Consider the following 18625-nt stretch of genomic DNA (forward strand, 5'->3'; position numbering starts at 1 on the left):
CGTCAGGGATGCCCGGAGGCGCCGACGGGAACAGGAGTGGCAGCCACGATCCGGCGAACGATGTCGTCGACCACCGGGCCGCTGTCCTGATGGTGGCCGAGCACCCGGCTGCTCGCCACGAGCCTGTGCCCGAGCACGGCGACGGCTAGGGAATCGATGTCATCGGGCAGCACATAGGCCCGGCCGTGCAGCGCCGCCCGGGCCTTGGCCGCCCGGATCAGCTGCAGTGTGGCGCGGGGGCTGGCGCCGAGTCGCAGGTCGCGGTCGTCCCGGGTGGCCCGAACCAGGCTGACCGTGTACTCCTTGACCGCGGCGGAGGCGAACACCGAGCGCGCCATGGTGATCATGCCACGCAGCTGGGCGCCGGAGACGACCGCCTCGATGCCGGCCAGAGGGCTCTTCGTGTCACGGGCATCCAGCATCATCAGCTCGGACTCGGTGTCGGGGTATCCCATCGAGATGCGCGCCATGAACCGGTCCCGCTGGGCCTCGGGCAGCGCGTAGGTGCCCTCCATCTCGATCGGGTTCTGGGTGGCCACGACAGTGAAGGGCAGCGGCAGCAGATAGGTGGCGCCGTCGACGGTGACCTGGCGCTCCTCCATGCATTCCAGCAGCGCGGACTGGGTCTTCGGGCTCGCCCGGTTGATCTCGTCGCCGATCACGATGTTCGCGAAGATGGCGCCCGGCTTGAACTCGAATCGCCGGTCCACCTGGTTGAACACCGACACCCCCGTCACGTCGGAGGGCAGCAGGTCCGGGGTGAACTGGATGCGGCTGACCGAGCAGTGCACGGACTTGGCCAGCGCCTTGGCCAGCATGGTCTTTCCGACGCCGGGTACGTCCTCGATCAGGAGGTGCCCCTGGGCCAGCAGCACCGTGAGGGCGGTGAAGACGGCCGCGTGCTTGCCGTCGATCACGGTTTCCACGTTACGGATGATGGCGCGCGCCGCCGCCTCGACCGCCGGAAGATCCATCAGGACCTCGTCGTCCAGGGCTTCGGCAGGGCCGCCCGCCTGCCCAGCCAGCATCGGAACGGAGACCGAGCGCACGCGCGACGCATTCACACGGGAGCCTTCTGAAGGAACGCCGCCACGGCCGGCGGGACGTAGGGGGTGATGTCGCCGCCGAGCGCGGCCACCTGGCGCACCAGGGAACTGGACACGTGGGCGTTGGCCGGGTCCGGCAGCAGGAAGATCGTCTCCACCGCGGCGAGGTTGCGGTTCACGATGGCCATCGGGGTCTCGTAGGCCACGTCTACCTGCGAGCGGATGCCCTTGATCAGCACGCTGGCGCCGACTTCCAGGCAGTAGTCGACGAGCAGTCCCATGCTCCAGGACGCCACCACGATGTTGCCCGGCAGCCCGGCGTCCAGGATGGACCGCTGCAGCAGGAAGACCCGCTGGCTGATCGGAAGCAGAGCCGTCTTGCCGGGGTTGTGCACGACGAGCACATGCAGTTCGTCGAAGAGACCGGCCGCCCTCCCAATCACATCGAGGTGACCCCGCGTGACGGGGTCGAATGAACCGGGGACGACGGCGATCCTGCGCATAGCGATCACCCTAGCCCCAGTGCGTGAACGGTGCCTGAGCGTGGGTTGATCCCGAGTCAGGACTTGGTGAGCGAGGCCCGCTCCGCATCGTCGAGGCGCCGCAGCACCGCCTCCCGCAGCGCCGGGACGGTGTCGAGGTGCGGGTCGTGCTCGCTCAGACGCTGCGCGTGGCCCCGGGCCTCCCCGATCAGGTCGCCGTCGGTCGCCACCCGCAGCAGGCGCAGCGAGGAGCGCCCCCCGGACTGGCTGCTGCCGAGCACATCGCCCTCCCGGCGCAGCTCCAGGTCGACCTGGGCCAGTTCGAACCCGTCGAGGGTGGCCGCGACGGCCTCGACCCGCTCGCGAGCGATGGTCTCGGCCTCCGCGCTGGTGACCAGGAGGCAGAGCCCCGGAACGCCGCCTCGACCCACCCGTCCGCGCAGCTGGTGCAACTGCGAGACGCCGAACCGGTCGGCGTCGAGCACCACCATGGCGGAGGCGTTGGGCACGTCGACGCCGACCTCGATCACGGTCGTCGCCACGAGCACGTCGATCTTCCCGGCCGCGAAGGCTCTCATGGCCTGGTCTTTCTCCTCGCTGGTCATGCGCCCGTGCAGCGGTTCGATGCGGGCGGAGGCCAGGGCCGGGTTGCGGCGCAGATCGGCGAGGACCGTTTCGACGGATGCCGGCGCGGCCGCCTCGGGATCGACCTCCGCCCCCTCCTCGAGCTGTTTCGGGGCGATGGCCGGGCACACCACGAAGCCTTGGCGGCCCAGCGCGAGCTCTTCGGCCAACCGGGTCCACACCCGGGTGACCCAGCCGGGCTTCTCGAACAAGGGCACGACGAACGTCTCGATGCCCTGCCGCCCTTCGGGCAGCTCCGCGATCGTGCTCACGTCGAGGTCGCCGAACACGGTCATGGCCACGGTGCGCGGGATCGGGGTGGCGGTGAGCACCAGCACATGCGGCGGCACGGCCCCCTTCTGCCGCAGGGCCTCGCGCTGGTCGACGCCGAACCTGTGCTGCTCGTCGACGACGACCAGGCCGAGGTCGAAGAACGTGACCTTGTCGCCGAGCAGCGCGTGCGTGCCGATCACGATCTTCGCCTGCCCGGACACCACCCGCAGCAGCGCCTTGCGACGCTCCGCCACCGGCAGTTGCCCGGTGAGCAGGGTGGGCATCAGGCTGCTCGCCAGTTCGGGGCCGAGCGAACGCGCGATCGAACGCAGGTGCTGTCCGGCCAGGACCTCGGTGGGGGCGAGCAAGGCCGATTGGCCGCCCGTGTCGGCGACGGCGAGCATGGCCCGCAGGGCCACGACAGTCTTGCCGGAGCCCACCTCACCCTGCACGAGCCGGTTCATCGGATGGGTCTGCGCGATGTCGGTCGAGATCTCGGCGGCCACACCCTGCTGGTCCGCGGTGAGGGTGAAAGGCAAGCCGGCGTCGAAGCGTTCGAGCAGCCCGCCGGGGGTCGGCAGACGCGGGGTCGACTGCTGCTGCCGGGCGGTGAGCCGCTGCTGCACCAGGGCGCTCTGCAGCACGAAGGCCTCGGTGAACCGCAGCGTGTCTCTGGCCCGCCGCCAGTCCGAATCGGTTTCCGGGCGGTGAATGAGTTCGAAGGCGCGACCCTGCGGCAGCAGCCCGCGCTCGCCGCGCAACTCCGGCGGGATCGGGTCGGGCACTGGGCCCACACTGTCGAGCAGAATCGCGATGGTCTGCGCGACCTGCCAGCTGGCCACGGTGTTGGTGGCCGGGTAGATCGCGACCGGCTGCTCGATCCAGAGTTTGGCGGCCGCGGCATCCGTGGGCATCTCGGGCTCGTCGTCGGCGCCCGGGCCGAAAAGCTTGTACGTGGGGTGGGTGAGCTGCAGGTGGCCCCGGTAGTCGGTGACCTTGCCCGCGAACATGCCACGCATGCCGGGCTGAAGCTGCTTGGCCCGCCAGGCTTGGTTGAACCAGGTGAGGCTGAGGATGCCACGGCCGTCGGAGATCTTCACCTCGACGATCGATCCCTTGCGGGCCTTCATCGGGCGCTCGTCGACCGAGCGGATCTCCGCCACGATGGTCACGTTCTCGTCGAGCGGCAGCAGGCTGATCGACGACAGCTCGCCGCGACGGGCGTAGCGGCGCGGGTAGTGGCTGAGCAGATCGCCGACGGTAAGGACGCCGAAGGCCTTTCCCAGGGCGACGGCCGTCTTGCCGCCGACCACGGTGGCCAGCTTGCTGTCGAGGGTCACCGGGGCGAGAGTCTCCACAGCCTCCGAATCGGTCATGCTTCGATCGTAGGCGGCACGTGCGACCTGCGCCGCCGGGTCGGCCCGGGTGCGCCGCGCCCTGGGCCGGCGGCGGGCGATGAACGGCGGGCGATAAACTCGACGGGTTATGACGCGAATCGTCGCCGGGTTTGCCGGTTCCCTGCCCCTGGCGGTGCCCAAGACCGGTACCCGCCCCACCAGCGACCGGGTGCGGGAGGCGATCTTCTCCGCTCTCGACGCGCGCGACATCATCCGTGGCGCCCGCGTGCTCGACCTGTACGCCGGATCGGGCGGGCTCGGCCTGGAGGCCGCCAGCCGGGGGGCGCGCATCGTGACCCTGGTCGAGAACAACTTCGGCGCCGCGCAGATGTGCCGCAAGAACACGGAGGCCGTGCTGCGGGCGGCCCCGAAGCAGGGTGCCCCGAAGATCAAGGTGAGCAGCCAAGCCGTGCAGTCGTTCCTCGCGGCCACCGGCGAGGGGTTCGACCTGGTCTTCATCGACCCGCCCTACGACCTTGCCGAAAGCGAACTGGGCCACAACCTGACCGCCCTGACACCGCTGCTCGACCCGGACGCCCTCATCATCGTGGAGCGCAGTTCGCGCTCCCCCGAACCGGACTGGGGTGTCGGCCTCGAGTCCGACCGGCGCAAGGACTACGGCGACACCACGGTCTGGTACGCCTCCCCCGTGCTGCCCGACGCCTGATCCGAGTTCAGGCGACGGCTCCGTCCCAGCCGCGGTAGGGGTCCCAGCCGGCCTGGTCGTGGGGGCGGCCGTCCACCAGGATCGAACCGGCCGCATCCGTGACCACGCCGAGGACGCGGAAGCCGCCGGGCAGTGCGGCGTCCGGCGGGAACGTGGCCAACAGGCCGTGGTCCTCCCCGCCGCCGAGGGAGCGCTCGACATTCTCGCCGAGGGCGGACCGGGCGAAATCGATTCCCACGCCGCTGGCCCGGGCCAGGCGTCCGGCGTCGATGGCGAGTCCGTCGGACACGTCGAGCATCGCCGTCGCGCCGGCTCCCGCCGCGGCCGGGCCCCGGTCGATGGGCGGCACGGGGGCGAGCTGCGCGGCGACCGCCTCGGGATGCTGCGCCCGCAGCGAGTCCGCCAGCGCGGCATCCGGAACACCGTTTTCGTCCACGGCGAACCGGAAGAGCAGATCCAGGCCCTGCGCGGCCTCGCCGAGGCGCCCGGCCAGGGCCACAACGTCACCTGGCCGCGCCCCGGAGCGCAGCACGGGCTCGCGCCCTTCGAGGTCGCCGAACGCGGTCACGGCGAGCGTGAGGGCGTCGGAGGCGGACAGGTCGCCGCCGACGACGCCGCAGCCCGGGGCCAGCGCCTCGCAGCAGTCGCGGAGCCCGTCGGCGATGCCCTCGATCACGGAGATCGGCGTCGACGGCGGGGCCGCGATCGCCACCACCAGCGCGGTGGGCCGGGCGCCCATGGCGGCGACGTCGGACAGGTTCGTCGCGGCGGCCTTCCAGCCAAGGTCATGCGGGCTGGACCAGGCGAGCCGGAAGTCCGGGCCCTGGATCATCATGTCCGTGGTGACCACGTAGCGCCCGTCCGGAGCCCGCATCACGGCGGCGTCGTCGCCGGGGCCGAGGAGCTGGGCGGCGGAGCCCGGCAGCCGCGGGAAGATCCGGGCGAGAACCTGCCCTTCACTCAGGTCGGCCAGCGTTTCACTCGTGGGGAGCATCGCGCCCGCAGCATTCGTCATGCTTCAAACGGTAGCCTGAATGCAATGACTCCCCGCATCCGCTCCCTCCGTACCGGCCTCGCGCTCACGCTCGTCGCCGGCTCCGTGCTCCTCACCGGCTGCACGGCGATCGTGCCGCTGGAACCGGCCGCGGATGCCGTCAATCCCACCTGCGCCGACCTCATCGTTCGCCTGCCGACCTCGGTGGCCTCGCTGCCGGAACGCGAGACGAACGCCCAGGCCACTGGCGCGTGGGGCACCCCGAGCGCGGTCCTGCTGCACTGCGGCGTGGCCGTGCCCGCACCGACGACGCTCCCCTGCCTCACGGTCAACGGCATCGACTGGATCGAAGACGACTCGGATGCCCCGCTCTACCGGTACACCACCTACGGCCGCGACCCGGCGACCGAGCTGGTCATCGACTCAGGTCAGGTCAGCGGCTCCACGGTGCTCGTGGACCTGGCTCAGGCCGTGGGCAACATCCCCGCGACGGGCCAGTGCCTCGGCGCCGAGGACCTGCTGCTGCCGACTGAAGGCGAGACGCTGGCACCCGCCCCGTAGCCCCGGCCCGCGCCCGCACCCACGGCCACACCCATTCCCGCATCCACGCCCACGCCAACCCCCACCCCCCACGGTGAGTAGCCACCTCTGGGGCGTGGCGGCATCCGTCACCCCCTCAGAGTCCCGTTTCGGCGAGGATGCGACCCTGTCTCGGAGACGGCGGGCACGGGTGTGTCAAGTGTTACGTCTCGCCGCGTCATGCCGCGACGTCTGCGAGCAGCACCGCCGACCGGCACGTAACGTCGCCGAGGAGTCGCCGCCAACCGGCGTGCGGCCGCTGAGGGACGGGGACACGACATGCTTCTCACCGGACTCGGCCTGGGCATCGCCCTGGGCTTCGCCATGCAGCGGGGCAGGTTCTGCGTCACCGGCGCGTTCCGTGACCTCTGGCTCACCGGCAGCACGCGCTGGCTGACGGCCTTCCTGATCGTCATCGCCGTGCAGAGTGTGGGCGTCTTCGCCCTCGACGCGGCCGGGGTGATCACCCTCGACCCTCAGCCCTTCGCCTGGCTGGCCACGATCATCGGCGCGTTCATCTTCGGGTTCGCCATCGTGCTAGCCGGCGGATGCGCCACGGGCACCTACTACCGCGCCGGCGAGGGTCTGGTGGGCAGCTGGTTGGCCCTGATCTTCTACGCCCTCTTCTCCGCCATCTCCAAGACGGGTGCCCTGTCGACCCCGGTCGCGGCGTTGCGCGGCATCACCGTGGAGGCGTCCACCATCCACGGAGTGCTGGGCGTCTCACCGTGGGTGCTGGTCGTGGCGCTCGTCACCGGCGTCGGACTGCTCGCCCGGCATCACCGGCGGCGGCGGCCGTCGCTGCCGCTCGTGTCGCTTCCGGCCCGCACCGGCGGCATCCGGCATCTCCTGTTCGAGAAGAAATGGGGTGCCTTCACCACCGCCCTGATCATCGCGGCGCTCGCCATCCTCGCCTGGCCGCTCAGCTGGGCAACCGGGCGCGAGTCCGGGCTCGGCATCACCGGGCCGTCCTCGAACATCGTCAACTATCTCGTGCGCGGCGATCCAGAGCTGATCGACTGGGGGGTGTATCTGGTGATCGGCATCCTGCTCGGTTCGTTCGTCGCGGCCAAGGGCAGCGGCGAGTTCCGGGTGCGGCTTCCCGACGTCACCACCACCATCCGGAGCATCTTCGGCGGGGTGTTGATGGGCGTCGGGGCGAGCCTGGCCGGTGGCTGCACCATCGGCAACGGCATGGTCGACACCGCCACCTTCGGCCTCCAGGGCTGGGTGTCACTGGTCTTCATGATCATCGGCACCGGCGCGGCCACGCGGCTCTTCATCACCGGTTCCGCGCGCATCGCGGCCTCCCCCATTCGCGTCCCGGCCGACCGGTAACCACCCGGAAACCCCCCAGCAGAATCAACAGGAAGAAGCCCGACATGGCACAGTACACACTCGAGACCGACGGTCAGGTCTGCCCGTTCCCGCTCGTGGAGGCCGGAGCCGCGATCACGAAGCTGGACCTCGGCGACGAACTCACCATCAGCTTCGACTGCACCCAGGCGACGGATGCCCTGCCGCGCTGGGCTGCGGAGAACGGCTATCCGGTCACCCACTTCGACCGAGTCGGCGACGCCCAGTGGACCATCACGGTGCAGAAGGCGTGGCCCGCGCGGCCGCCGCTGCGGCGCGAGCGGATAGAGCGCCCCGTCGCCTGAACCAATTCGACGGAGATTCTGGGTCAAACACCCGTATTTCAGCTCAAACGCCCTGTTTAGAGCAAAATCTCCGTCGAATTCGTTCGTCCTAGACCGCCAGGCGGAGCGCGGCGGGCGCGCCGTGGTGGGCCAGCGCCACCTCGATCAGCTCGTCGATCAGCTGCGGGTAGCTGAAGCCGCTGGCCAGCCAGCAGCTCGGGAACATCGAGATGGGGGTGAACCCGGGCATGGTGTTGATCTCGTTGATCACCCAGCCGTCTCCGGTGAGGAAGAAGTCCACCCGCGCCAGGCCGGCGCCGTCGATCGCGTTGAAGGCGCGGATGGCCAGGGACTGCATCTCGGCCAGTTCCTCCGCGGTGAGGTCGGCCGGGCAGACCAGGTCGATGCCGGACGCGCCGAGGTATTTGGCAGCGAAATCGTAGAAGTCACGGCCGGTGACCCGCACCTCGCCGGCCACGGATGCCCGCGTCGCCTCCCCGGGACGCCCCTGCAGCACCGCGACCTCGAGTTCGCGCCCCGACAGGCCAGCCTCGATCAGAACCTTGCTGTCCTCCAGCAGCCCCACCCGCATCGCCTCGGCGAGCTGGTCCAGCTTCGACACCCGGCTCACCCCCACGCTCGACCCGGCCCGCGCAGGCTTCACGAACACGGGCAGCCCGAGCTCCTCGGCCGCAGCGAACGCCATTCCGGGAGCCTCGGCCCAGTCGGCCGCGGTGATGGTGCGCCACGGGGCCACCGGCAGGGCGGCCTGCTGGAAGACGGTCTTGGTGAAGTGCTTGTCCATGCCGAGCGCCGATGCGAGCACGCCAGAGCCCACGTAGGGCAGTCCGACGAGTTCGAGCAGGCCCTGCACGGTGCCGTCCTCGCCGAACGGGCCGTGCAGAATCGGGAGGACCACGTCGACGTTGCCGAGCGAACGGTAGCCGGCTCCGTCGCTGACCGTCAGCTGACGGCTGAGGCTGCTCTCCGGCCACCGGATGCGGGTCCCGTCGTCGAAGACCTCCGGCAGCGCGCCGGCGTCCAGCGCGAACCGAGCCGGGTCATCCGCTTCGAGCACAAAGGCTCCGTCGCGGGTGATGCCGATCGGAATGACGTTGTAGCGGTCGCGGTCAATCGCCGCGAGGACGCCCCCCGCTGTGGCGCAACTGATCGAATGTTCGCTTGAACGACCCCCAAAGAGCAGCGCCACCGTGAGCTTGTTCGTCATCAATCGTCCTTTCGCCCTGCGGCTCGGCTGAGTCCGTTGTCAGGTGCGGGGCGAGATCCCGCGGTTTCAGCGTACCGGCCAGCACCTGGCGAACCTGCTCGACGATGGGCATGTCGACCCCCTTGGCGCGGGCGAGATCGAGAATGGGGCCGACGGATGCGAGACCCTCGGTGGTCTGCTGCATCTGCTTGACGACGTCATTGATGCCGTAGCCCTGGCCGAGGAGCCGGCCGGCGGTGTTGTTGCGGGACAGCGGCGACTGGCAAGTCGCGATCAGGTCGCCCAGGCCGGCCAGACCGGCCAAGGTTTCCGGATGCGCGCCGTAGGCCACCGCGAAATCGGTCATCTCCACGAGACCGCGGGTGATGATCGACGCCTTCGTGTTCTCGCCGTAGCCGACGCCGTCGACGATGCCGATGGCCACGGCGATCAGGTTCTTGAGCACGCCGCCGAATTCGGTGCCGATGACATCCGTGTTGACGTAGGAACGGAAGTAGCGGTTGCGGGCCAGCATGGCCACGGCCTGCGCTGTCTCGAGGCTGTTCGAGGAGACCACGGCTGCCGTCGGTTGCTCTTTGGCGATCTCGAGGGCCAGGTTGGGTCCGGAGATCGCCGCGATGAGGTCCGGGTTGATCGGCAGGACCTCGGCGATGATCTGGCTCATGCGCAGGCCGGACCCGCGCTCGACGCCCTTCATCAGCGAGACCACGATCGCGCCAGGGGCCAGGAACGGCTCGGCCAGGATCAGGTTCTCGCGCAGCGACTGGCTCGGCACCGACACGTACACCTGCTCGGCGCCGGCGAGGGCCAGGTCGAGTCGCGAGGTGGCGCGGAGCCCCACCGGCAGGTTGATGCCGGGCAGGTAATCGCTGTTGCGCCGGCCCTCGGTGATCTCCCGGGCGAGCTCGGGGCGGCGGGCCCAGAGCACCACATCGGCCCCACCATCGGTCAGGATCTTGGCGAACGTGGTGCCCCAGCTGCCGGCGCCGAGAACGGCGACCCGCTTGCCTGGCTGAACCTTAGGCTTCAAAACGGCCGGTCTCTTTCTGATCGTGCTCGGTCGGGTTCCAGCGCTTGGTCGGCGCCGTCTCACCCCGAAGATCTTCGAGCAACTCGGTGATTGCGGCCATGACGAGGGTGGTGGCCTCGTTGAGCGTCGCCGGGTCGAGGTTGCGGCCCCGGAACTGCGTCAGGTCGAGCGGGTCGCCGATTTTGACCAGTACGGTCCTGCGCGGGAACAGGTTGAGTCGCTTCGAGTAGCGCGGCATGATCTCCTGCGCTCCCCAGTGGGCCACCGGCACGATCGGGATGCCACGTTCGAGGGCGATCCGCACGGCGCCGGTCTTGCCGCGCATCGGCCAGAGCCCGGGGTCGCGGGTGAGCGACCCCTCCGGGTAGACCACGACCATCTGGCCGCGTTCGACCAGGCGCTGGGCCGCCTTCACGGGCTCGCTGCCGCGCACGTTGCCGCCGCGCTGCACCGGGATCTGACCCGACATGTGCAGCAGCCGGCCGATCACCGGGATCGTGAAGACGGATGCCTTCGCCATGAACCGAGGCGCGCGCCCCAGCTTCCAGCTCAGCACCCCCATCAAGACGGGGTCGATCTCGCTGAAGTGATTGGGGGCCATCACGAATGCCCCCGAGCGCGGGAACTTCGCGGCGTCGGTGACCTTGAATCGCACGGCGAGGTTGATCACCGGGAGGATCATCACCGCCAACACCCAGAACACGGATGGCCGTCGCGTCTCCGAACGCTCCCGGCCGGGGTTCACGGCTTCAGTGGCGATGTGGGTCTGGGGCGCTGGATCGGAATCGGGCGCTGGATTTGATGCTGACACAGCCCCATTATCCTTCGAGATCGAAGTCAGCCCCCAACAGTTGAAGCTTGGTGATGAAGTTCTCGTAGCCGCGGCTGATGATTCCGACGTTGCTGACGGTGGAGGTTCCCTTCGCGGTCAGCGCCGCGATCAGGTGGCTGAAGCCACCGCGCAGGTCGGGGACCTCGATGTCGGCGCCGGTCAGTTTCGTCGGCCCGGTGATGACGGCCGAGTGGTTGAAGTTGCGCTGGCCGAACCGGCAGGGGTGCCCGCCGAGGCATTCGCGGTGGATCTGGATGGTGGCGCCCATCTCGACGAGAGCGTCGACGAAACCGAAACGCTGCTCGTAGACGGTCTCGTGCACGATCGAGACGCCGTGCGCGTGGGTCAGGGCGACCACGAGCGGCTGCTGCCAGTCCGTCATGAAGCCGGGGTGGACATCCGTCTCGATGATGACAGGCTTGAGGTCGCCGCCCGGGTGGTAGAAACGGATGCCGTCGTCTTCGATGTCGAACGCCCCGCCCACCTTGCGGAACACGTTGAGGAACGTCAGCATCTCGGGCTGGCGCGCGCCGCCGACGAAGATGTCGCCGTCGGTGGCCAGGGCCGCGGCGGCCCAGCTGGCGGCCTCGTTCCGGTCGAAGAGGGCGCGGTGGTTGTACCCCTCGAGGCGCTCGACACCCTCGATGCGGATCACGCGGTCGGTGTCGACCGTGATGATGGCGCCCATCTTCTGCAGGATGTTGATGAGATCCATGATCTCGGGCTCGATCGCCGCGCCCTTGAGCTCGGTGATGCCCTCCGCGCGCACGGCGGTGAGGAGCACCTGTTCGGTCGCGCCGACGCTCGGGTAGGGCAGGGACACCTTGGTGCCCTTGAGGCCGTTGGGTGCGGACATCCGGATGCCGTTGGGCTGCTTCTCGACGACGGCACCGAACTTGCGCAGCACGTCCAGGTGGTAGTCGATCGGGCGGTCGCCGATGCGGCAGCCGCCGAGGTCGGGGATGAACGCCTCCCCGAGGCGGTGCAGCAGCGGGCCGCAGAACAGGATCGGGATGCGCGAGGAGCCGGCGTGGGCGTCGATCGCGGCGAAGTGCGCGCTCTCGACGTCGACGGGGTCGAGCAGCAGTTCGCCGGGCTCGGCGCCGTCGGTGACCTTGACGCCGTGTACCTCGAGCAACTGGCGCACGATGCGCACGTCGCTGATGTTCGGCACGTTCTTGAGCGTGCTGGGGCTTTCGCCGAGGAGCGCCGCGACCATGGCCTTGGTGACCAGGTTCTTGGCGCCCTTCAACTCGATCCGGCCGACCAGGGGGATGCCGCCGCGGATGGTGATCCGGTCGCCCTGCAACCCCACGGCCGCCCCCCAATTCTGGGCGTTCTCGCGATTCTGCGCGTCTTCCCGGTTCTGGTCGTCTTCACGGTTCTGGGTGATCTCGCTGATTGTGCTCACAAACTTACCTGCCTTGCGGGGAGAGTGCGGGGCCGCCATGGCTCCCGGTGGGATTCGAATTCTGCGATCCGCGCTTCGTCGCGCAGGGTGAGGCCGATGTCGTCGAGACCTTCGAGGAGGCGCCACCGGGTGTAGTCGTCGATCTCGAACGGAACGGTGAGGGCCCCCACGCGGGCGGTTCTCGACACGAGGTCGACCGTCAGTTCGACTCCGGGGCAGGCCTCGATGACGTCCCACAGACGCTGCGCGTCGGCCTCGGAGATCTGGCCGGCGAGCAGACCCTGCTTGCCGGAGTTGCCGCGGAAGATGTCGCCGAAGCGGGGGCTGAGCACGACGTCGAAGCCGTAGTCGCGCAGCGCCCAGACGGCGTGCTCCCGCGAGGAGCCGGTGCCGAAGTCGGCGCCGGCTACGAGCACGCGGGCGCCCCGGTAGGCCGGATCGTTGAGGACGAAGTCCGGGTCGGCACGCCAGCGGGCGAAGAGGGCGTCTTCGAAGCCGGTCTTGGTGACGCGCTTGAGGTAGACGGCGGGGATGATCTGGTCGGTGTCGACGTTGGAGCGACGCAGCGGAAGCGCGATGCCCGTGACGGTCGTGAACTTTTGCATAACCTACTTGTCTCCATCCTGGGCCAGGTCCCACGGGCTCGATAGCGTACCGCGGATCGCGGTCGCCGCCGCAACCAGCGGGGAGACGAGGTGGGTGCGTCCGCCCTTACCCTGCCGGCCCTCGAAGTTGCGATTGCTCGTGGAGGCGCACCGTTCTCCGGGAGCCAGCTGGTCGGGGTTCATGCCGAGGCACATGGAGCAACCGGCGAAGCGCCATTCGGCGCCGAAGTCGGTGAAAATCTTGTCGAGGCCTTCCGCCTCGGCCTCGATGCGCACCCGTGCGGACCCGGGCACCACGAGCATTCGCACGCCTGGGGCCAGGGTGCGGCCGGCGATGATGGCGGCGGCGGCGCGCAGGTCTTCGACCCGGCTGTTGGTGCAGGAGCCGAGGAAGACGGTGTCCACCCGGATGTCCTTCATCGGGGTGCCGGCGGCGAGGTCCATGTATTCGAGGGCTCGTTCGGCGGCGGAGCGCTCGTTGGCGTCGCTGATCCCGGCAGGGTCAGGCACGGCCTCGCTCAGTGAGACGCCCTGGCCGGGGTTGGTTCCCCACGTGACGAAGGGTTCCAAGGTGTCGGCGTCGAGGATCACCTCGGCGTCGAACACGGCGCCGTCGTCGGTGGCGAGGGTGTCCCAGTAGGCGACTGCGTCGAGCCAGTCCTGGCCGTCCGGGGCGTGGGCGCGACCCTGGAGGTAGTCGTAGGTGATCGCATCCGGGGCCACCATGCCCGCCCGGGCGCCGGCCTCGATGGACATGTTGCAGATGGTCATGCGGCCCTCCATCGAGAGGGCTCGGATGGCGCTGCCGCGGTATTCGAGCACGTAGCCCTGGCCGCCGCCGGTGCCGATCTTCGCGATCACGGCGAGGATGAGGTCCTTGGCCGTCACGCCGGGGCGGAGGGTGCCGTCGACGGTGATCGCCATGGTTTTGAACGGCTTGAGGGGCAGCGTCTGGGTGGCCATCACGTGCTCCACCTCGCTCGTGCCGATGCCGAGCGCCATCGCTCCGAAGGCACCGTGGGTCGAGGTGTGCGAGTCGCCGCAGACGACGGTGATGCCCGGCTGGGTCAGGCCCAGCTGCGGCCCGACGACGTGCACGATGCCCTGCTCGATGTCGCCGAGCGAGTGCAGGCGGATGCCGAATTCCTCGCAGTTGCGTCGCAGCGTCTCGATCTGGGTGCGGCTGGTCAGGTCGGCGATGGGTTTGTCGATCGCCAGGGTCGGAGTGTTGTGGTCCTCCGTGGCAATGGTGAGGTCGGGGCGGCGCACGGGACGTCCGGCCAGGCGCAGCCCGTCGAAGGCCTGCGGGCTGGTGACCTCGTGCACGAGGTGCAGGTCGATGTAGATCAGGTCGGGGGTGCCGTTCTCGCCCTTGGCGACCAGATGTTTGTCCCAGACCTTCTCGGCCAGAGTGCGCGGCCGTTCTTCCAGCAGTGGTGCATCAGTCATGTGTGTGGGTCTTCCTCAACGATGGGTATGCAGCCAACAAGAAACTCCACGACGAGGGAGGCCTCAGATCTGGGACTCGTCGCGGCAGAGAAGAGGGAGTCGACGCAGCAGCACCCTGACAGGCTAACACTTTGCGTATGCCGGCTTGGCGGGCGACCCTCATTCGAGGGTGCTTTTGGCTGTGTCCACGTCGCCACTCTAGCCGCGGCGGCCTACTTCGAGAGGTCGACGCGACTCCCGTCCCGCCGTGTTCGGAGGCGGAATCGGCTGAAGAGGCGGCGCAGCGGATCTCTGCTGGCCCAGAAGCGAACGGACTCGTCCGTGGAACGGTCCGAGCGCACGACAACGAGCTGTCCGCCCAGTGTCGTTGCCAGCCAGACCCCCGAATCATCGTAGTGATACGGGAGCATCTGTCATCTACCCCTGGCTTCTTGGCCTCGTGTCTCCGAGATGCTCGTGCAGCCCGGTCGATCGATCTTCCGTGCTGTCGGCATCGTCCTGCTCGGGATTCCCGAGGAACGACTCCACAGACACGACCGTGACGTTATCGTGTCCGCCCCGAGCCAGGGCCGCGTCGACGAGCACGTCCGCGATGGACCGGCCGGGCTCCGCGACGCCGTCATACGATGCCAGCAGCTGTGCGATCTCGGCGGCGCCGAGTTCCTTGTTGAGCCCGTCGGAGCAGATCAGGAACGCGTGCCGTCCGGACGCCGGCAACAGCCACACGTCGGCGTCCACGGACTCGTCGGCGCCGATAGCGCGGGTGATCACATTGCGTTCCGGATGCTGCTCCGCCTCGTCACTGGAAATCAGACCGGCGTCGACCATCTCCTGCACCGCGGAGTGGTCGACGCTCAGTTGGGCCAGTGTGCGCCCGTCCCAGGTGTAGACCCGCGAGTCGCCGATGTTGAAGGCCATCCAGTGGAAGCCGACATCATCGCCGGCGTCGACGAACGCGATGCCGGCCAGTGTGGTGCCGGACACCGCGGTGCCGTAGTCGTCGACGGCGCTGAGGTCGCGCACCGCGTCGTTCGAGGAGTGGATGGCGTCGAGCACCCGTTCCGGGGTCGAGGGCGCATCCCGGGCGATGTGCTCCTCGAAGACCCGCACGACCGTCTGACTGGCCACGTCGCCGTGGGCGTGTCCGCCCATGCCGTCCGCGACCAGGAAGACCGGTGACTGCGCCAGGTAGCTGTCCTCGTTGACCTTGCGCTCACGGCCGACGTCGCTCCGGGCACTGAACACGAACCGCGCGCGGGCCGCAGGGAGCACCAGTTCGCTCTCACTCTGCGAGGCCACGACTGCTCCAGTGTTCGGGTGCGTGCGAAGCACGTCGGCGGATGTCACTCTTCGACGAGGTGGGGGATCTCCTCGGCGAGGGTGTGGCCCCGCCGGCGAGCATCCCGCCGCGCCTTGATCAGGCTGGCGATGGTGGCCACCGCCATGGACACCACGATCACCCCGAGGGAGGTCCAGGTGTCGATCTCCGGGGCCCAGGCCACGCCCTCGCCACCGTTGATGAAGAAGACCTCATTGGTGTGCAGGGCATGGAAGACGAGCTTGACGCCGATGAAGAACAGGATGAACGCGATCCCGTATTTGAGGTATTCGAGGCGTTCGAGCAGCCCACCCAGCAGGAAATACAGCTGGCGCAGGCCCATCAGGGCGAAAACGTTCGCGGTGAACACGATGAAGGGGCTCTGCGTGATGCCGAAGATCGCCGGGATGGAGTCGAGGGCGAAGACCAGGTCTGTGGTGCCGATCGCGAGGAGCACGATCAGCATCGGGGTGAAGACCTTCTTGCCGTCGACCAGTGTGCGCAACTTGGAACCGTCGAAGGTCGACGAGATGTTCATGTGCCGGCGCAGGTAGCGGATCAGGCCGTTGTCCGCCTCGTCCACGTCGGGCTCCTTCGCGACCGCCTGGTGAACGGCCGTGTAGAGCAGGAACGCGCCGAAGATGTAGAAGATCCAGCTGAAGTTCTCGATCAGCTGAGCGCCGAGCAGGATGAAGATGCCGCGCAGCACCAGCGCGATGATGATGCCGACGATCAGCACTTCCTGCTGGTATTTCCGGGGCACCGAGAACCTCGCCATGATGATGACGAAGACGAAGAGGTTGTCGATGCTGAGGCTGTACTCGGTGAGCCAGCCGGCGAGGAACTGGCCGGCGTGCTCGGCGTCACCCAGAACCAGCATCAGCAGGGCGAAAATCAGCGCCAGTCCCACGTAGAAGGCCACCCAGAGACTGGCTTCGCGCATCGAGGGCACGTGCGGCCGCTTGAAGACGATGGCCAGGTCGGCGAGCAGGATGAGCGTCAGGACGACGAGCGACCCGATCTCGAACCAGAGCGGGAGAGCAAGTTCCATGCGGGTGGAGCCTTTCATTGAAGAGGATGCTGGAGGCAGCAGGAAACCTGAAAGTCTCTCCCGTACCGATGAATCGATACCGCCGCGCCGGGGCCCCTGCAGTGCGGCCCGTGTTGACGTTCACGGCGAAGTGTCCGAATCGGGCACAGGGATACTCCCCTTCACTCGGTGGAGTCTACCGGGGGTCCCGCTTAAAAAAGACACCCGGCGCCCTTCCAGAAGAAGGGAACCGGGCTGTGTGTGACCCCAGCGGGATTCGAACCCGCGTTACCGCCGTGAGAGGGCGATGTCCTAGGCCGCTAAACGATGGGGCCGTTTTGCAACTCACCTAATATGCCACACGCCGACTGCTAAAACCAAACTGAGCGGGTCAGGCATGCACCAGCAGGGCCCCCGGTACCACGTCGATCTGCACCGGCAGTGCTCCGACCCGCTCCCCGTCGGCGTAGGCGGTGACCCGGTCCGCGTCGATCCGGATGCTCCGGCAGCGCGTGATCTCGACCTGCGGAAGAGTGGTATGCGTGCCGGAGAATACTTTCGGGAACACCCGGAGGAAGCCCACCCGGGACAGCGGGGTCACGATGAAGAGGTCCAGCATACCGTCGTCGATCACCGCGCCCGGAACGATGCGCATGCCGCCGCCGATCGAGACGTTGTTGGCAACGGAGATCAGCATGGCCCGCACTCGGCGGGGCCGGCCATCAACGGTCAGCCGGTACGAGAGCGGCCGGAACGTCGCCAGCACCAACAGCATGGCCAGGGTGTAGCGGCTCTTACCGCGGGGTCGGCGCAGCCGGTTGGCCCGTTCGTTCACCACGGCGTCGAACCCGGCCGAGAGCACGCCCGCGAACCAGGTCGTCGTGTCGGCGCACCGCACCTGCGCGGCGTCGATGGCCCGCGGCGGGCGGGTGAGGGCGTCGAGCAGGTGACGGATGGCGGCATCCGTGTCATCGACCGGGATCCCAAGCCCGCGCGCAAGGTCGTTGCCCGTGCCGCACGGCACGATGGCAAGGGGCCGGTCCGTGCCGGCCAGGAGGTTGGTGCCGAGACTCACCATCCCGTCGCCGCCGACGACCACGAGCGCATCGACCTGCGGCACCAGCGCGGCCCGAACGTCGCGCCGGAGTTCCTCGAAGCTGGGCGCGCTCAGGCTGCTCACCTGGTGACCGGCGGCCACCAGGGCCTCGCAGACCCGAGAGCCGACGTCGCTGCGGCGGCCGAAAGAGGCTGCGGCGTTGACGGCGACGACGAGGTGGAGACGGGGAGGCACCGCTCCAGTATGGCCTCAGCTTGCAGCGCGCTGGGATTCGGTATTAGCTCAATCCATGAAACTGACGAAGCTCGAGCACGCGGCACTGATTCTTGACAAGGCCGGCCAGAAGTTGTTCATCGATCCCGGCTCGTTCACGAGCCCGCTCACCGATACCGCTCGGGCCGTCGCCGTCGTGATCACCCACGAGCACCCCGACCACTGGACCCCGGAGCAGTTGGACCGCATCATCGCCCTGAACCCGGACGTGCCGATCTTCGCCCCGGCCGGGGTCGCGGCCGCCGCCGCCGACTATCCGGTCACCGTCGTCAGCGCCGGCGACACCGTGGAGGCCGGGCCGTTCCGACTGCGCTTCTTCGGCGGCACGCACGCCGTGATCCACGAAACGATCCCCGTGATCGACAACCTCGGCGTGCTCGTTGACGAGGAGCTTTTCTACGGCGGCGACTCGTTCACGATTCCGGAAGGCGTGAGCGTGCAGACCCTCGCCGTGCCGGCCGGCGCACCCTGGCTCAAGATCAGCGAGGTGATGGACTACGTTCTGGCCCTTAAGCCGCGCCGCACCTTCCCCACCCATGAGATGGGGCTCTCCCGGGGCGGCAAGGAAATGTCGAACGTGCGGATCAAGTGGGCCACCGAGCAGAACGGCGGCGAGTTCTTCCCACTCGCGCCGAACGAGTCCCTCGACCTGTGATGTTTGACACTCTTTTCGGGGGGTATCTTTGTAGA

At 68.5% G+C, this 18625-nt stretch carries 18 protein-coding genes and 1 tRNA gene; 5 read left to right on the forward strand and 14 right to left on the reverse strand.

All coding sequences use genetic code 11. The features are described 5' to 3' along the window. Positions 1–2 precede the first annotated feature (2 nt). Genes E3O67_RS16120 through E3O67_RS16130 form a run of 3 tightly spaced genes read right to left on the reverse strand, consistent with a single transcriptional unit; the run spans position 3 to position 3801 of the window. Positions 3–1028 (reverse strand): MoxR family ATPase, encoded by a 1026-nt coding sequence (locus tag E3O67_RS16120; RefSeq protein ID WP_134428876.1) that lies wholly within the window; start codon positions 1026–1028, stop codon positions 3–5. A gap of 32 nt (positions 1029–1060) precedes the next feature. Next, a complete protein-coding gene (coaD, locus tag E3O67_RS16125) occupies positions 1061–1549 on the reverse strand; it encodes a pantetheine-phosphate adenylyltransferase (protein ID WP_134428826.1) in 489 nt (162 codons plus the stop codon). 56 nt (positions 1550–1605) lie between these two features. Further along, complete coding sequence (locus tag E3O67_RS16130; RefSeq protein ID WP_134428823.1) at positions 1606–3801, reverse strand: ATP-dependent DNA helicase RecG; 2196 nt, start codon at positions 3799–3801, stop codon at positions 1606–1608. 109 nt (positions 3802–3910) lie between these two features. On the opposite strand from E3O67_RS16130, the gene rsmD reads away from it, so the two are divergent. Continuing rightward, positions 3911–4489 (forward strand): 16S rRNA (guanine(966)-N(2))-methyltransferase RsmD, encoded by a 579-nt coding sequence (gene rsmD / locus E3O67_RS16135; RefSeq protein WP_134428822.1) that lies wholly within the window; start codon positions 3911–3913, stop codon positions 4487–4489. A gap of 7 nt (positions 4490–4496) precedes the next feature. Here the strand turns inward: rsmD and thiL are convergent, their stop codons facing one another. Then, positions 4497–5504, reverse strand: coding sequence for a thiamine-phosphate kinase (gene thiL / locus E3O67_RS16140; protein ID WP_241979186.1), 1008 nt, complete (start codon positions 5502–5504; stop codon positions 4497–4499). 24 nt (positions 5505–5528) lie between these two features. Here thiL and E3O67_RS16145 point away from each other — a divergent pair, with 24 nt between their 5' ends. The 3 genes from E3O67_RS16145 to E3O67_RS16155 all read left to right on the forward strand — a co-directional run bounded on the left by E3O67_RS16145 (position 5529) and on the right by E3O67_RS16155 (position 7723). Next, a complete protein-coding gene (locus E3O67_RS16145) occupies positions 5529–6044 on the forward strand; it encodes a DUF3515 family protein (RefSeq protein WP_134428820.1) in 516 nt (171 codons plus the stop codon). 297 nt (positions 6045–6341) lie between these two features. Continuing rightward, positions 6342–7400, forward strand: a complete 1059-nt coding sequence (locus E3O67_RS16150) for a YeeE/YedE family protein (protein WP_135103168.1) — start codon at positions 6342–6344, stop codon at positions 7398–7400. 44 nt (positions 7401–7444) lie between these two features. Then, on the forward strand, positions 7445–7723 hold the full coding sequence (locus E3O67_RS16155) for a sulfurtransferase TusA family protein (RefSeq protein ID WP_135103169.1): 279 nt from the start codon (positions 7445–7447) through the stop codon (positions 7721–7723). Between the two features lie 88 nt (positions 7724–7811). Here the strand turns inward: E3O67_RS16155 and E3O67_RS16160 are convergent, their stop codons facing one another. The 10 genes from E3O67_RS16160 to E3O67_RS16205 all read right to left on the reverse strand — a co-directional run bounded on the left by E3O67_RS16160 (position 7812) and on the right by E3O67_RS16205 (position 17896). Beyond that, entirely contained in the window at positions 7812–8930 is a 1119-nt protein-coding gene (locus tag E3O67_RS16160; RefSeq protein WP_134428814.1) for a D-alanine--D-alanine ligase family protein, read from the reverse strand. After that, a complete protein-coding gene (locus tag E3O67_RS16165; protein WP_134428812.1) occupies positions 8833–9960 on the reverse strand; it encodes an NAD(P)H-dependent glycerol-3-phosphate dehydrogenase in 1128 nt (375 codons plus the stop codon). Before E3O67_RS16165 ends, E3O67_RS16160 begins: the two co-directional genes overlap by 98 nt. Then, positions 9950–10771, reverse strand: coding sequence for a 1-acyl-sn-glycerol-3-phosphate acyltransferase (locus E3O67_RS16170; RefSeq protein WP_241979185.1), 822 nt, complete (start codon positions 10769–10771; stop codon positions 9950–9952). Before E3O67_RS16170 ends, E3O67_RS16165 begins: the two co-directional genes overlap by 11 nt. Positions 10772–10778: 7 nt before the next feature. Further along, the gene (gene murA / locus E3O67_RS16175; protein ID WP_134428870.1) at positions 10779–12107 is read right to left on the reverse strand and encodes a UDP-N-acetylglucosamine 1-carboxyvinyltransferase; all 1329 of its coding nucleotides are present in this window, start codon (positions 12105–12107) and stop codon (positions 10779–10781) included. A gap of 92 nt (positions 12108–12199) precedes the next feature. After that, positions 12200–12808, reverse strand: a complete 609-nt coding sequence (gene leuD / locus E3O67_RS16180) for a 3-isopropylmalate dehydratase small subunit (RefSeq protein ID WP_134428810.1) — start codon at positions 12806–12808, stop codon at positions 12200–12202. Between the two features lie 3 nt (positions 12809–12811). After that, positions 12812–14257, reverse strand: a complete 1446-nt coding sequence (gene leuC / locus E3O67_RS16185; protein ID WP_134428808.1) for a 3-isopropylmalate dehydratase large subunit — start codon at positions 14255–14257, stop codon at positions 12812–12814. Between the two features lie 417 nt (positions 14258–14674). Continuing rightward, positions 14675–15556 (reverse strand): PP2C family serine/threonine-protein phosphatase, encoded by an 882-nt coding sequence (locus E3O67_RS16190; RefSeq protein ID WP_241982252.1) that lies wholly within the window; start codon positions 15554–15556, stop codon positions 14675–14677. 44 nt (positions 15557–15600) lie between these two features. Then, positions 15601–16626 (reverse strand): TerC family protein, encoded by a 1026-nt coding sequence (locus tag E3O67_RS16195; RefSeq protein WP_134428806.1) that lies wholly within the window; start codon positions 16624–16626, stop codon positions 15601–15603. A 241-nt stretch (positions 16627–16867) separates the two neighbouring features. Continuing rightward, positions 16868–16940: transfer RNA gene (locus E3O67_RS16200), tRNA-Glu, on the reverse strand. 56 nt (positions 16941–16996) lie between these two features. Further along, a complete protein-coding gene (locus E3O67_RS16205; protein ID WP_134428804.1) occupies positions 16997–17896 on the reverse strand; it encodes a diacylglycerol kinase family protein in 900 nt (299 codons plus the stop codon). Between the two features lie 55 nt (positions 17897–17951). On the opposite strand from E3O67_RS16205, the gene E3O67_RS16210 reads away from it, so the two are divergent. Then, positions 17952–18590 carry an MBL fold metallo-hydrolase gene (locus E3O67_RS16210; RefSeq protein ID WP_134428803.1) on the forward strand — a complete coding sequence of 213 codons (639 nt, stop codon included), beginning with the start codon at positions 17952–17954 and terminating at the stop codon, positions 18588–18590. The last annotated feature ends 35 nt before the right edge of the window (positions 18591–18625 follow it).

The sequence above is a fragment of the Cryobacterium sp. TMT3-29-2 genome, from assembly GCF_004564305.1.
In the GTDB taxonomy this organism is placed as follows: domain Bacteria; phylum Actinomycetota; class Actinomycetes; order Actinomycetales; family Microbacteriaceae; genus Cryobacterium; species Cryobacterium sinapicolor.